19 protein-coding genes are annotated in these 13288 nt (G+C 43.1%); 13 read left to right on the plus strand and 6 right to left on the minus strand.

The genetic code is table 11. From position 1 onward, the window contains the following. The coding region (locus MK805_RS18180; RefSeq protein ID WP_255724701.1) for a hypothetical protein at positions 1-267 on the minus strand (267 nt) is incomplete at its 3' end. Between MK805_RS18180 and MK805_RS18185 the strand changes: the two genes are divergently transcribed. The 3 genes from MK805_RS18185 (at position 257) to MK805_RS15385 (ending at position 2673) form a co-directional block, all read left to right on the plus strand. Beyond that, positions 257-451, plus strand: coding sequence for a hypothetical protein (locus MK805_RS18185; RefSeq protein ID WP_255724703.1), 195 nt, complete (start codon positions 257-259; stop codon positions 449-451). The two genes, MK805_RS18180 and MK805_RS18185, sit on opposite strands and share 11 nt — an antisense overlap. Positions 452-1031: 580 nt before the next feature. Beyond that, positions 1032-2252: a site-specific DNA-methyltransferase gene (locus tag MK805_RS15380; RefSeq protein ID WP_240876805.1), complete on the plus strand. Its 1221-nt coding sequence runs from the start codon at positions 1032-1034 to the stop codon at positions 2250-2252. Beyond that, positions 2239-2673 carry a hypothetical protein gene (locus tag MK805_RS15385; RefSeq protein ID WP_240876806.1) on the plus strand — a complete coding sequence of 145 codons (435 nt, stop codon included), beginning with the start codon at positions 2239-2241 and terminating at the stop codon, positions 2671-2673. The genes MK805_RS15380 and MK805_RS15385 overlap by 14 nt, the downstream gene beginning before the upstream one ends. A gap of 35 nt (positions 2674-2708) precedes the next feature. Here the strand turns inward: MK805_RS15385 and MK805_RS15390 are convergent, their stop codons facing one another. From MK805_RS15390 to MK805_RS15410, 5 genes are all read right to left on the minus strand, one after another. Next, positions 2709-2900 carry a hypothetical protein gene (locus tag MK805_RS15390; RefSeq protein WP_240876807.1) on the minus strand — a complete coding sequence of 64 codons (192 nt, stop codon included), beginning with the start codon at positions 2898-2900 and terminating at the stop codon, positions 2709-2711. 204 nt (positions 2901-3104) lie between these two features. Beyond that, the gene (locus tag MK805_RS15395; RefSeq protein ID WP_240876808.1) at positions 3105-3350 is read right to left on the minus strand and encodes a hypothetical protein; all 246 of its coding nucleotides are present in this window, start codon (positions 3348-3350) and stop codon (positions 3105-3107) included. Positions 3351-3561: 211 nt separating this feature from the next. Continuing rightward, positions 3562-3942, minus strand: coding sequence for a hypothetical protein (locus MK805_RS15400; RefSeq protein ID WP_240876809.1), 381 nt, complete (start codon positions 3940-3942; stop codon positions 3562-3564). 225 nt (positions 3943-4167) lie between these two features. Continuing rightward, positions 4168-4563 (minus strand): hypothetical protein, encoded by a 396-nt coding sequence (locus tag MK805_RS15405; RefSeq protein WP_240876810.1) that lies wholly within the window; start codon positions 4561-4563, stop codon positions 4168-4170. 150 nt (positions 4564-4713) lie between these two features. Further along, positions 4714-5094: a hypothetical protein gene (locus tag MK805_RS15410; protein WP_240876811.1), complete on the minus strand. Its 381-nt coding sequence runs from the start codon at positions 5092-5094 to the stop codon at positions 4714-4716. A gap of 121 nt (positions 5095-5215) precedes the next feature. Between MK805_RS15410 and MK805_RS15415 the strand changes: the two genes are divergently transcribed. From MK805_RS15415 to MK805_RS15460, 10 genes are all read left to right on the plus strand, one after another. Continuing rightward, a complete protein-coding gene (locus MK805_RS15415; RefSeq protein ID WP_240876892.1) occupies positions 5216-6535 on the plus strand; it encodes a DNA-packaging protein in 1320 nt (439 codons plus the stop codon). 11 nt (positions 6536-6546) lie between these two features. Then, positions 6547-7965: a phage portal protein gene (locus tag MK805_RS15420; RefSeq protein WP_240876812.1), complete on the plus strand. Its 1419-nt coding sequence runs from the start codon at positions 6547-6549 to the stop codon at positions 7963-7965. Next, entirely contained in the window at positions 7962-8822 is an 861-nt protein-coding gene (locus MK805_RS15425; protein ID WP_240876813.1) for a phage head morphogenesis protein, read from the plus strand. The genes MK805_RS15420 and MK805_RS15425 overlap by 4 nt, the downstream gene beginning before the upstream one ends. Before the next feature lie 73 nt (positions 8823-8895). After that, complete coding sequence (locus MK805_RS15430; RefSeq protein WP_240876814.1) at positions 8896-9450, plus strand: hypothetical protein; 555 nt, start codon at positions 8896-8898, stop codon at positions 9448-9450. Between the two features lie 24 nt (positions 9451-9474). Beyond that, complete coding sequence (locus MK805_RS15435) at positions 9475-10452, plus strand: XkdF-like putative serine protease domain-containing protein (RefSeq protein ID WP_240876815.1); 978 nt, start codon at positions 9475-9477, stop codon at positions 10450-10452. 15 nt (positions 10453-10467) lie between these two features. After that, a complete protein-coding gene (locus MK805_RS15440; RefSeq protein WP_240876816.1) occupies positions 10468-11412 on the plus strand; it encodes a phage major capsid protein in 945 nt (314 codons plus the stop codon). Positions 11413-11416: 4 nt separating this feature from the next. After that, entirely contained in the window at positions 11417-11602 is a 186-nt protein-coding gene (locus MK805_RS15445) for a hypothetical protein (RefSeq protein WP_240876817.1), read from the plus strand. Next, positions 11595-12005: a hypothetical protein gene (locus tag MK805_RS15450; protein WP_240876818.1), complete on the plus strand. Its 411-nt coding sequence runs from the start codon at positions 11595-11597 to the stop codon at positions 12003-12005. The genes MK805_RS15445 and MK805_RS15450 overlap by 8 nt, the downstream gene beginning before the upstream one ends. Beyond that, positions 11986-12510, plus strand: a complete 525-nt coding sequence (locus tag MK805_RS15455; RefSeq protein ID WP_240876819.1) for an HK97 gp10 family phage protein — start codon at positions 11986-11988, stop codon at positions 12508-12510. The genes MK805_RS15450 and MK805_RS15455 overlap by 20 nt, the downstream gene beginning before the upstream one ends. Then, positions 12507-12968, plus strand: a complete 462-nt coding sequence (locus MK805_RS15460; protein ID WP_240876820.1) for a hypothetical protein — start codon at positions 12507-12509, stop codon at positions 12966-12968. The genes MK805_RS15455 and MK805_RS15460 overlap by 4 nt, the downstream gene beginning before the upstream one ends. Positions 12969-13288 lie beyond the last annotated feature (320 nt).

Raw genomic sequence — 13288 nt, forward strand, 5'->3', positions numbered from 1 at the left:
ACCCGTGGCTCCCACACCTGTAGCACCCGTAGATCCAGTGGCACCCGTAGCACCTGTAGCTCCAGCTGGTCCCTGTGGACCCGTGGCTCCCACACCTGTAGCACCCGTAGATCCAGTGGCACCCGTAGCACCTGTAGCTCCAGCTGGTCCCTGTGGACCCGTGGCTCCCACACCTGTAGCACCCGTAGATCCAGTGGCACCTGTAGTTCCAGTGGCGCCCGTAGCACCTGTAGTTCCAGCTGGTCCCTGTGGACCCGTGGCTCCCACACCTGTAGCACCCGTAGATCCAGTGGCGCCCGTAGTTCCAGTTGTCCCTGCTGGCCCCGGAGGTCCACCTGAGGGTCCAGTAGGTCCCGTGGCTCCAGTTGCTCCAGTAGTGCCTGTTGGTCCCGTTGGACATGTACATCCTTGTGGTGGTTGTGGTCGTGGAGGGAATATACCTGGGCATTGAGCCGGAGGGAATATACTGGAATTGCACCATAATTCTAAGGTTTTAAGCCATTCATCACGATAGTTAATATCCTCTCCCTCCTTTCTTTTATAAAAGGGATAAGTGTCGGAATTGCTGAGCTTGCCGTCATACTTTGTGTAATTGTTTCTTTCGGGGAAGTGGGTTCAAAACGGACTCCAACAATTGCTCACTCCTAATTTCAGAGTATGCTGAGGAATACTTTTGTGCTCATTAGTGTTAGTACTTTTGGACTGATTAGGATGGTTATAAATTCACGTTATAGAAGTCAAAAGGTACTTTGTCCTTTTGGGAATTTTTATAATGAGGAATTAAAACTTGATAAGTTACTCGAAGATTACATGAACAGAGATTATTGAAGAAACATCAGAGATTAAAAAGGGAAGTACACTAAGTTAAACTAACTAGATTCTATTTAATATCTAAAGGCACTATTTTGGCAGTTTTCAGTCACCAATTCTCTCAAATAAACAATTATCATAGTAAATATAGAGAACTCATGATGGTACCTAAATTCTAGCGGGCTTAAGCCCGTTTTTATTTTTGTTAGGAGAGAGTATAGGTGAATATCCTGAACATACAATTAGTATCAATAGAACAAATCAATCCAGCACTATACAATCCACGATTAGATCTCAAGTCAAGCAATCCTGAATATGCGAGGCTCAAACGTTCCATTGAGGAGTTTGGCTTTGTTGAGCCCTTGGTCTGGAATGAGCGAACGGGAAATCTCGTAGGTGGTCACCAACGGTTTAAAATCTTACTTGATCAAGGTAGAACAGAAGTAGAATGCTCCGTTGTGGATTTGGATGAGCAGAAAGAAAAAGCTCTCAACATTGCACTCAACAAAATTAGTGGTGATTGGGATCTATTGAGATTAAAAGATTTACTGGAAGAATTAGATGTAGGTGACTTTGATGTAGAGTTGACTGGATTTGACCATGAAGAGATTGAGGATTTGATGACGCAATTCTTTGTAGAAGCTGATCCAGAAGAAGATGACTTCGACGTAAATGTAGAGTTGGAAGGTATAGAAGAAGCAATCACTCAAAAGGGAGATATCTGGCTACTAGGAAAGCATCGTCTAATCTGTGGGGATGCGACTTCTGCTGAAATATTCCAGCGATTAGTGAAGGATAAGTTGGTAGATATGGTTTTTACTGATCCACCCTATAACGTAGATTACACTGGAAAAACCAAGGAAGCTCTCAAAATCCAAAATGATAAAATGAACAACAGTCAATTCTATCAATTCTTATATGATGCTTTTACTAACATGATTGTCGTCACCAAATCGGGTGGCGGCATTTATATTTGTCATGCAGATAGTGAAGGGATCAACTTTCGGACTGCGATGATAGATGCAGGTTGGGAACTAAAGCAGTGCATCATCTGGGCAAAAAATGCGATGGTACTTGGCAGGCAGGATTACCATTGGCAACATGAGCCTATCCTCTATGGATGGAAGCCGGGTGCTAGTCACCAATGGCATGGAGATCGAAAGCAAACCACGCTTTGGAATATCGATAGACCATCTCGGAACAAAGATCATCCGACGATGAAACCTATTGGTATTCCTGCAAAAGCAATACAAAACTCCTCCAAACAAGGAGCCATTATACTTGATCCTTTTCTTGGTTCCGGTTCTACTTTGATGGCAGCAGAACAAACAAACCGAGTCTGTTATGGGATTGAACTAGATCCTATTTACTGTGATGTAATCGTGAAAAGGTGGGAGGAGTATACGAATCAGAAAGCGGTGAAAGAAGGTGGCGAGACCTGAGAAATTAACACCAGAAGTACAACAAAAGATAGTAGATTCCCTTCGGATGGGCAACTACATCGAAACAGCATCAGCTTATGCAGGAATCAATAAAACGACCCTGTATGATTGGCTAAAACGTGGTGCAAGAGAAAATAGGGGGAAGTATAGGGCGTTTTCCAACGCAGTAGAAAAAGCAATGGCAGAAGCAGAAATGCGGGACGTGGCTCTTATTGCACAAGCGGCAAAGGAGAACTGGCAGGCGGCTGCGTGGCGACTAGAGCGTAAGTATCCGGCTCGTTGGGGTAGGAAGACACAGCATGAGGTTACTGGCAAAGAAGGTGGTCCAGTAGAGATTACTGATCCGAAACGACAACTGATAGAGAAGCTGAATGCTCTGGTAAAACGGAAGGAAACGGACCACGAGGAAAACCCGATCTAGTCGGGCTCCCTTGTTAGGTAGAAGGGATGGTATATTTATTCTACTTCTACATAGTTGGCGATGGTTGCTAGTGCTTCGTGGTAGTTTCCGCAAGCCATCACCTCTTTTGCCATTTTATTGGCTTGTTCCGGTTGTCCTCCTCTTCTTAGTGCTTGGCTGGCAAGTCCGATGAGGTTAAAAATATTTCCGTTTGCTCCGATTAATTTTGCTACAGGCTTGGTTGTCATGGTTGTATTCCTCCTAGTTGTCGTGTGCCTTTTGGCATTGTCATCATAGCTCTGTTTTTGGTAGTAATCAACTAATTTATCAAATAATTCCTTAATGAATTTTAAACAAAATGTTGATGGAAATGAGATAGAGGAATACCATGATTGTCCATGTACGCTCACAAGGAAAACCCGATCTAGTCGGGTTCCCTTGGTAGGGAAGGTTTATTGTGCTACATCCTCGTCATCGTAGTATTTCTCTAGTTCAGGAGAGTGGTCTCCTATTTGGAATTTCTTTTTTAGTGCTCGTAAGGCATAAATCGTATCCTCAAATGTTTCATAGTAGGGGTGGCGGAATTGTTCCACTTCGTTGTCGTCTGCATAGGATTCTAGTGCGTCTAGTAAAAGGTCTACCTCTTCTTCTACGATTCGCCAAGGAATGAATGTGGTATAACGGTTGATTTTTGCCATATGAAGTACCTCCATGCTGTTGGGTATTGGGTTGTTTGTCTTTTAGCACTGTCATCATAGCTCTGTATTTGGTAATGATCAACTTATTTATAATATATTTCCTTTTGAATCGAAAAGAATTTTAATGGAGATAAAACAAAGAGATGGACTTGTTTTCCATGTATGCTCACGAGGAAAACCCGATCTATATCGGGCTCCCTTCCCTTACGGATTAAAGGGAAAAGTTAGGCTTGGTTAGGGCTTGTACGAGTAGGTTAAGGTGTAAGGAGTTGTTCGTCCACGTTACGCCCCAGCGGTAGTCGTCGTTCCAACTGAGGGCGGCGGTGATGGTATACCCGATACCAAGCCCCGTTGCTGGTTGTACGGTTACCTTGATATCCGGTCCGGCTATTACCCTTCCTTCGGCTAGGTATCGTTCAATCGTTGGGCTGATTCGCTTTTTCGCTTCTTCTTCTTTATCGATTGCGTATTGGTAAAGGATACCGTCTAGTTCTTCTACTATTGTTTTTAGCTTGGAGCCGATGGCGTGGATATGCTTGGGTTCAGCCCTCTTTTGTTCAGCGTAGCTCCATTCTTGAAAAGTGTTTCGCAAGTTTTTTACTAATTTCATTTTGTGTATTCCTCCTAGATGTAGGCGTTCTTTGCTTGCATGAACACATTAGCTCTGATTTTGGGATTAATCAACTATTTTATCAAATATTTCCTTAATTAATTTTGAGTGAAAGTAGGATGGAGACAGGTGGAGAAATACACAGGTTTATCCATTGACGATCACGAGGAAAACCCGATTCAAATCGGGTCTTCTTTAGGGGGAAGGTTATAGCTGGAAGTTGTTATCGACTAAGGCTTGTATCATTAGGTTTAAGGCTTTCGGACTTTCTTCGTAGGTGAAGAAGAATCCCTTGAATGTTTGGTCGTTCGGTAGCAGATATATATTGTATCCCGTTTCGTATTCCTTTTCATTTTCATACCTTTCTATTCGTATGGTGAAGTTTTTCCCTGCTAGATAAACATTATCTTTTTGTGTATCGGTTACTTGGAAATCTACGATGGGATTGGATCTTGTTTCAAATGCTTCAGGATGCTCGATTCGGTAAGCGAATAGTTGCTGGTTTAATCCTGAACCTATTTCGTGAATTTGTTTCTTGGTCGTGTTGTAATTTTGAAAAGTTGCTTGATTCAAAAGGTCTCTTACTTGGTGCGCGATATTCATAGTGTAATCCCCCTAGGTGTACAAGTTCTTTGCTTGCATGAACACATTAGCTCTGATGACAGGACAAAGCAACCAAATTTATAAAAATATTCCTTAATAAAGTGTGGACGTAGAACGACAAACAGCCCGGTTTTTGACCGGACATTTCCTTTATAAATAGTTCGGTATATCGTAGCCCATTTCAAATAGTTTTTTGCTATCTGCAGGGAGCAGGAGCCAATAGTGGTCATCATCTCCTACGAGAATATGGGTAGGAAGGTGATCAAGGTTTTGAGCGTTTACGGCATGCTTCAAATGGCGGAATCGGTGAAGGGGTCCAAGCAAATTCAAATCTTCTCGAGTGATTTTCTCCCCTTCCGATTCGATATCGATCAGGTAGTCTTCCTCTGCAATCAGCCTTCTCGCGTGTCTTGGCTCGGTTACGCAGTATTGTAGATCCTCATTTACGATTACAACGAACTGCTCCTTGTTGTAGTACATGTAATGGTAGGCTTCTGCTTTACTTGGAAATATTTTTACTTTTGGTTTCATGGTGTTCCTCCTAGGTGTTTGCTTGCTTATCGCTTAGGCACACACAGATTACCTCTGTGTTTCGGCTTAATCAACCAATTATGAGAAAATATTCCTTAATAAAATTTGTCTGCAAAGTGTGATGAATGTGGAGCTATCAAGAACGGAAAACGAATCCATCGCGATGCAAGTGAGCCAGCTTCTGGAGGAAGAACGAAAGCAACTGTTGGATGCATTATCCAACGAAGAAGCAAATGCCCTTTTGTACCAATGGGAGTTTTGGGCTCGACCCAATCAACTCCCACCAAAGGGAAATTGGCGGACATGGCTTCTCCTTGCCGGACGTGGCTTTGGAAAAACCAGAACAGGGGCAGAGTATATTATCGAGCAGGTCAAGACAGGGAAAGCCACACGGGTAGCACTTGTCGCCCCTACACCAGCGGATGCAAGGGATGTCATGATCCAAGGGGAAAGCGGCATCTTAACCATCAGCCCACCTTGGTTTATGCCAAAGTATGAGCCTTCGAAGCGCAGGATTACATGGCCAAATGGGGCGATTGCTACCATTTATTCTGGGGCACATCCGGATCAACTACGTGGACCACAACATGAATTAGCGTGGGCGGATGAACTTGCAGCTTGGAAATATCCGCAAGAGACATGGGATATGCTGATGTTTGGACTTCGGTTAGGTACAAATCCAAGGGTAGTCGTTACCACCACACCTAAACCAATCCCTGTCGTGCAGTCGCTTGTAAAAGCACAGACCACAGCGGTAACCAAGGGTTCTACGTTTGATAATGCAGTAAACCTAGCTCCTGCTTTCTTGGAACAAATCGTTTCCAAATATGAAGGAACACGTTTGGGAAGGCAGGAGTTATATGCAGAGATTTTAGATGATGTACCGGGTGCTTTATGGAAGCGTCAAATGTTGGAAGATACCCGTGTCCCCACACACCCTGATTTGATTCGGGTTGTGATTGGGATCGATCCAGCTGCAACGGAAAACGAGGAATCGGATGAAACAGGCATTGTGGTAGTTGGCAAAGGGGTGGATGGACATGCCTATGTCCTAGATGATCTTTCCCTTCATGCTTCTCCCGATGGTTGGGCTCGAACGGCTGTCTCTGCTTACTATGATTTTGAAGCAGATCGGATAGTAGCAGAGACCAACAACGGTGGAGATATGGTCGAACACACCATCCGAACCGTAGACAAGACGGTTTCTTACAAGAAGGTACACGCCAGCAGAGGGAAACTGACACGAGCAGAACCGATTGCTGCTTTATATGAACAAGGGAAGGTACACCATGTGGGAAGCTTTGGAACGTTAGAAGATCAGATGTGTACATGGGCTCCCAGTCAGATGCAGTCTCCAGATCGGATGGATGCACTGGTGTGGGCATTAACGGAATTGATGTTAAAGAAAGACAAACCAACCGTGAAAGCAAGAGTGGTCTAGGAGGTGAACAAATGGACAAGCCAGCAGTCAAAGCCTATGTCTTAAAGAATGGAGATGTACTATCCACCAACTATCTGCAACAATATGCAGTGAAGCAATCCAAGCAAATACCAGAGGATGTATTTGGCTCAGAGTATGGTGAAGCAGGGATCATTGCTCCTCTCTACCATCCAGAAGCTCTTGCGAAACTGATGGAAATGAACACCTATCATTATCGAGCTGTCAAGACGAAAGCACGAGATACTGTAGGGCTTGGGTGGAATTTGGTTCCCACATCAGAGAAACCAAATGAAACACAAAAAGAAAAAGTGTTATCCTTTCTTCAATCTCCTCATCCAGAAGAAACCTTGGAAGAAATCTTAACCAAGTGGATGGAAGATTACGAAGCGACAGGGAATGGATACTTAGAACTCATTCGAGGAAAAGATACACTCGAAGGGTTGGAACATATTCCTGCTCATACGATGCGAAGGCATCGGGATGATGCTTTATTTGTGCAGATACGAGGAGCAAAAAGACGCTGGTTTAAACGAGCAGGTGCTCCTTGGGATGTGGATTATGAAACGGGCGAGAAAGTTCCATTGGGTAGTCTTTCGTTAGATCGAAGAGCAACGGAGGTTCTTCATATTCTCAATTACTCCGCTCGTTCGGATTATTATGGCTCACCAGATGTCCTTCCTGCTTTGGGTGCGATTTTGGGAGACCAAGAAAGAGCAGAGTTTAATATCGATTTCTTTGAGAACCATGCGATTCCAGCTTATGCGGTAACCGTAAGTGGAGCAGATTTGGATGAACAAACAGAGAATATGATCAAACAGTATTTTCAACGAGACTTAAAAGATAACCGCCACGCCACATTGGTGCTCACTGCATCGGGTGGAGATGGAGAAAAAGTAGAATTTAAATTTGAGGCTCTTTCCGTAGATGTGAAAGAAGCCTCTTTTCGTTTGTATCGAAAAGATAACCGAGATGAAGTTTTATCGGCTCATGGTGTCCCGCCTTATCGGGCAGGCATTGCAGAGGAAGGGTCATTGGGAGGTTCTACTGCAGTAGAATCCACTGAGATTTATAAACAATCCATCCTGTGGCCGAGACAAAACATGGTGGAAGCAAGATTGAATAAACACATCCTGTGTGATGCTTTTGGGGTAACGGATTGGAAATTGGAATTTCATGAAATCGATACTCGTGATGAAGCAAGAGAAGCAGATGTATATACCAAGCTCTTTGCGATGGGAGCGATTACTTCCAATAAAATTCGAGAGAACATGGGCGAGGAACGTATCGATCATCCAATCATGGATACCCCTTTTATCGGTGGAGTGCCTATTAACCAGTTGGGAAGTCCATCTGGATCTACACAGAACCCAGACTTGATCGCAGAAATCAAGAGCCTTCATCGTAAGCTGTTGGAAGTGGTGATCAAATGAAACGAAAAGCAGAACGCATGCTGGAGGAGGTCACCACTTTTTTATGCAATTGCGGAGAGCTTCCAGCATTCAAGGGAGTAGATGAAGCAGCACTGGTTGCAGAACAAAAACTAGAGAAAGAACTATTGCGCTTGTTTGTAGGAGTAGAGAATCGACTTCTTTCTCGTCTGGTTTATCTGGGCTATATCCCACAGGACAAGGAACGAAGAAAAGTGTTTGTGGAAGAATTTTTGAAGCAACTGTATGACGAAGTGCCAGCAGTCATCGTGAACAATGCCATGAGCAGTGCGAAAAGAGGTCGCTTTCTTGCATTTGATGATTTAGAAGAAAATGGAGTGAATCTTTCTTATCAGGAATTTGATAGCTGGACTTATGACCGACTGCGAAAAAAATTTTATACCTTTAGCCAAGACACAACCAAACGAATCATTGGGGATATCGAGGAAAACTTAGCCGATTCTTATCAACAAGGACTAGGGATTGATCAGGCAGCCGAACGACTAAAACAGGAATTTGATGAGATTCGAGATTACCGCCTGCGCTTGATTGCTCGAACAGAGATCAACTCTGCACAAAACGAAGGTATACAAGTGACGCTGGAAGACTTGGGTGTCCGGTACAAGCAATGGCTTACTGCCAAAGATATACGAGTGCGTGGTTACAAACCAGCAGATAAAGCTGATCATGTGAAGATGCATGGGGAGGTGGTAAGGCTAAACGAGCGTTTCTCCAATGGTCTTTTAATACCTGGAGACCGAACAGGTAATATTGCAGAATGGATCAATTGTCGATGTCGAATTCGCCCTTATCTCCCCCAAAAAAGTATGATTATTACTCATACTCCTTTTCACGCTTAGTTAACTATCCCCTCCTTAATACCAGAATAGTTTATAATTTAAGTTTAAATATCTGATAGGAGGTAAATGAAAGATGGACTATTGGAGTGCGGTATCAGCTATAGGACAGTGGGTTGCAATTCCACTTTCAACTTGGATTGGAGTTAGAGCAATAAAAGCACAATTAGATGCTTCAAATCAATCGAACGAGACGGCAATAGAATTATCAAAACAGAAATTAGAAACAAGGTGGACTCTTTCAATAGAGGCAAACGACATAGACTCTAAACGGGAGGTAACGACTTTTTGGAAAGTAGTTGCAACTAATATACGATCAATTCCAATTACTATTCAGTCTATCAGTCCTATTCTTAAGGTATCAGACAAGAGTTACTTGGGATTTGAGTTGTTAGAATCTCCCCAACCGCTACAAGGGGGGGAATCATTCAATCTCAAATATTCAGTTAATGACATAAAAACAATGTTTCCGGTAGATTTTAAAGCAAATCCTAATGGTGAATATTATGTAGAGTTAATTTTTAGAGACTCTCTTCAAAATGAATACTCTTGTTCGTTTCGTTTTTTTCCCTTTGCTAATTATACGGAAGATAAGGGTAATCAAAATGAGGTACTGAGTATAGATATGTAGCTTACTAACAAAGGAGGTGTTGACTTGTCTGAATTAACTGCTCCTGTAGTTAAACGAAATGATGAAAAGAGATTGGTCTATGGTCCTGTATTAATACCGAATGAACCCGATCATGATGGTGATGTGGTAACGAAAGCCAAAATAGAAGATGTAGCTCATACCTTTAACGAAAGATATGGAAACATTGATTTACTACATACCCTAAATAACGTGGGTCGTGTAATCGAATCATATATTGCCCCTGTCGATCTGGAATTTGGTGATGTAACCATTCCAGAAGGTTCATGGATAATGGGTGTACGAGTTACAGATGAAGCATCATGGAATGCAGTAAAATCTGGAAAGCTCACTGGATTTTCTATCATGGGAATCCGATCCACTGCAACCAAAAGCAAAGAAGAAAGCGATATGGTATTCAAGCGAACCACTCTCGCAGATTTAGGCGAGGAGTGGATTGTGAATGCTGTTTCCCTAGTGGATGAACCAGCAGTACCAAAAGCAAAGTTTCTTGTCATTAAATCCAAAGAACCAGAGCTGCCCAAAGATACTGGATTTTTTGCTAGATTAAAGCAAGCCTTGAGCCGTAACGAAGAATCTGCTGAATCGGAAGGAGGAGAAGAAATGACAAGAGAAGAGATTCAAGTGTTTATCCAGTCCTCTATCAAAGCAGCAATGCAAGAGGCACTGGAGGAATGGAATCCACCGCTGGAGTCCGATGATCCAGTAACAGCACAACAACAAGAACACACGTTGGAGGAACAATCCAACCCTGAGGAAACCGAAGTCGAGCAAGAATCAAAGGAACATATAATCCTTAGTAAACAAGAATATGAAACCCTTCTTGATAGAGTTCAAGACATGGAGAAGGTAGTTGAAAAGGCCAGAGGTTTTGGGCTTTTTTTTCGTTCCAATAAATTAAAAGGGCAAGATGTTGATTCATCAGGGCAATCCAAACCAATCGAACAAGACCGAGATATCTTTGGTCGTCGTGTCCAGAAATAGGGAGGATGAGGTTATATGAACACACAAGAATTGTTAACCAAGTTAGATGGTGCAGTGAAAGCTATTACTCGTGGAGATATGGGACAAGGGTTACTTACTCCTGAAAAAGCAAATCAATTTATTCGAGTGGTACAAGACTCTACCCCACTTCTATCGATGGCTCGTCGATTGACCATGAATGCTCCCACCCGTGATATTGACCGTATCCTTTTTAATGGTCGTATCTTAGCTGGAACGGGCGGGGATCAAAATCCAGTTACCAATGAAAAGAAAACAGTCCCTTACTTAAACAAATTGGATGCCCAAGAGCTGGGTGGATTTGTAGGGGTGACCGACACCACTTTGGAGGACAACATCGAACGTGCCAATTTTGAAGACACCATCATTCAATTATTGGGAGATGCAACCGGGCGGGATTTAGAGTACTTGTTTCTAGCAGGAGATAAATCGCTTTCTGCTGATCCCCTGCTCAAAGTAACGGATGGCTGGTTAAAGAAAACGGCCAATAAGGTAACAGGTGGAACAGCAGGATCTTTAACAGCTAGCCAATTTGATAAAACCAAGGTCGATGATTTGCTGAATAAATTGTTGTCGGTTGTTCCCAAGAAGTATATGACAGACTTATCGCAATGGAGATATTTTGTGACATGGGATATCTTAGATGATTATCGGGATGCCCTTCGAGAAAGACAAACAGCTCTTGGGGATTTTGCCCAAACGGGAGCAAATCAACTGGCGTTCAAGGGAATTATTCTGGAGTATGTTCCTCAGATGCCATTGGGAACCGCTCTGCTTGCACCTCCCAACAACTTGGTTTATGGACTGTATCGAGATGTAAAAATTGAACCAGATCGAGTACCAAAAGAGAGAAAAACCGATTTTGTGGTGACGGTACGTGCAGATGCTCACTTTGAAGATGAGAACGCTTCTGCTGTTGCGACCGGATATGTAGGAGTGTGAGGAAATGAAAGTAAAAGTACAGAATACATCGGAGCGAGTGGTAGAACGATTGGGTTACTTCTTCCAACCAAAACAGGAACAGGAGATAGAAATTTCTCATCCCCGTCACCATTCTCTATTGGAGGCGTGTCAGTATCTACAAGTGGAAGAAATCAAGGAGAAGAAAAAAGCAGTAAGACAGGGTGATTAACATGTATGGAACGCCCAAGCAAATTCGAGAACTAACTGGAATCCAAGCATCCAGCTTTTCCAAATTCATGACGGAGGAAGAGTTGGATGCTGTTTTATTGCAGTGGATCAATCACATTAGTATTGAAATCGATACCCGATTAAAAGAAAGCGTCTCAAACAGTGATTCAAGATATGTTGGAGTAGAAGCAGTGGCACTCCGTACTCTATCGAAGCTAGTTGGATATGCGGTTCAGAACAGGATCAACAAAGTTGTGCAGATTGGCGAATTCGCCATTCAAGTCCTCAACGCTTCGGATGTCATAAAAGATTTGAGTTGGGAACTCAAACCTTACGCAAAAAAGAAGATCGCTGTTTTTCTTTCTTCCGAAGAGGTGATGCCAGATGCCAGTACGAGTGGATGAGAGTGAGCTTCGGGAGATTGCTAGAAAATCAGCCGAAGCAGTAAAACAAGCCGTTCGACTCACAGCAGTAGAACTAACAGGGAATATCCGAGAGAACAGCCCAGTGGATCATGGAAGATTAGCTGGATCATGGAATATGAAGCCAACAGGAGCTTTGAGTTACAAAGTTTTTACAGCTGTCCAATATGCTCGTTTTGTGAATGATGGAACAGGGGTATATGGCCCTTCGGGAAAACCGATCCAATCGAAGAAACAAGGAAAAATCATTACTCCGAAAAGCCCCAATGGTGTTCTGGTCTTTGAAATCAATGGAAAAATGGTATTTGCAAAATCGGTGAAGCAGCCAAGATCGCCTTTGGTATTTCAGATGGGTGGTAAAACGGTACATGCCATGAGTGTAAGAGGGATGAGAGGAAGAAAATACGTGGAGAAATCCATTTCCCAAACGGAGAGAAGAAAAGCAGAGTTTGTAGAAATAGCATTAGCGAAAGTGGGGCTGACATGAGTTACGCCATTGATAATCGTAACTTAGCAGAGATACGAAAAGAAATAAAAGAAGCTATTCTGCAAAAATTACAAGATGCGAGATCGGACATCCTATCCCCTGTTACTTCGATTGTCTATGGGGATCAAATGGAAGTAGGATCAATAGAGGAAATGCCCGTCCTATGGATACTGCCTGTTTCCCATCAACCCGAATTAAAAGGAGGACACACCGCACTCCATGATTTCATTTTTGATTTTGTGGTGATGGTGCATGATTTGGATTCCACCACCGGAAAAGAGTTAGCAGAAGAGTTAACTGCAAAGGTATATGATGTGATCGTTTCGGATCGAACGTTAGGGAAGACAGTGTTTGATGTACGACCGTTAAACTTTGATCCAAGCTATGAAGCAGTAGCCAATTCCAATGTCTATTGGGCAAGTTGTGAATTTGCTTTTCGGATTCAAAGGAGGGAATAAGAAAAAGTTTTGGCTGGACTGTCTTTGTCAAATGGTATGTGACAAGGATGTCCAGCCTTTTGCATGACGCCTTTTCGGTTGATAGGCAATCATACAAACCGGTGTCACACGGGAATCAGGAATCCGTTTCCCCGTCAGGGTTCAGAAAGCGACGCGAGTTCTCCCCAGAAGGAAGAGCAAGGAAGCTCCAGCTCAGGCTGTCAAGTGTGCCTGCCAAGCTCTCATCCACTCCGTAGAGAGGATCACCAGCCGGAAGAGGAACCAGATTCTCAGGAAGATTGTTCATCCCTACTCCTCGTAACGATGCCGATTTTCTTCTA

The sequence above is a fragment of the Shimazuella soli genome (assembly GCF_022511585.1).
Classification (GTDB): Bacteria; Bacillota; Bacilli; order Thermoactinomycetales; family Thermoactinomycetaceae; genus Shimazuella; species Shimazuella soli.

Coding starts and splice junctions, on each gene's coding strand:
- MK805_RS15440 (WP_240876816.1), top strand. CDS start 10,468: ATGAACACACAAGAATTGTTAACCAAGTTAGATGGTGCAGTGAAAGCT.
- MK805_RS15460 (WP_240876820.1), top strand. CDS start 12,507: ATGAGTTACGCCATTGATAATCGTAACTTAGCAGAGATACGAAAAGAA.
- MK805_RS15395 (WP_240876808.1), bottom strand. CDS start 3,350: ATGGCAAAAATCAACCGTTATACCACATTCATTCCTTGGCGAATCGTA.
- MK805_RS15415 (WP_240876892.1), top strand. CDS start 5,216: ATGAATGTGGAGCTATCAAGAACGGAAAACGAATCCATCGCGATGCAA.
- MK805_RS15425 (WP_240876813.1), top strand. CDS start 7,962: ATGAAACGAAAAGCAGAACGCATGCTGGAGGAGGTCACCACTTTTTTA.
- MK805_RS15445 (WP_240876817.1), top strand. CDS start 11,417: ATGAAAGTAAAAGTACAGAATACATCGGAGCGAGTGGTAGAACGATTG.
- MK805_RS15420 (WP_240876812.1), top strand. CDS start 6,547: ATGGACAAGCCAGCAGTCAAAGCCTATGTCTTAAAGAATGGAGATGTA.
- MK805_RS15390 (WP_240876807.1), bottom strand. CDS start 2,900: ATGACAACCAAGCCTGTAGCAAAATTAATCGGAGCAAACGGAAATATT.
- MK805_RS15405 (WP_240876810.1), bottom strand. CDS start 4,563: ATGAATATCGCGCACCAAGTAAGAGACCTTTTGAATCAAGCAACTTTT.
- MK805_RS15410 (WP_240876811.1), bottom strand. CDS start 5,094: ATGAAACCAAAAGTAAAAATATTTCCAAGTAAAGCAGAAGCCTACCAT.
- MK805_RS15455 (WP_240876819.1), top strand. CDS start 11,986: ATGCCAGTACGAGTGGATGAGAGTGAGCTTCGGGAGATTGCTAGAAAA.
- MK805_RS15430 (WP_240876814.1), top strand. CDS start 8,896: ATGGACTATTGGAGTGCGGTATCAGCTATAGGACAGTGGGTTGCAATT.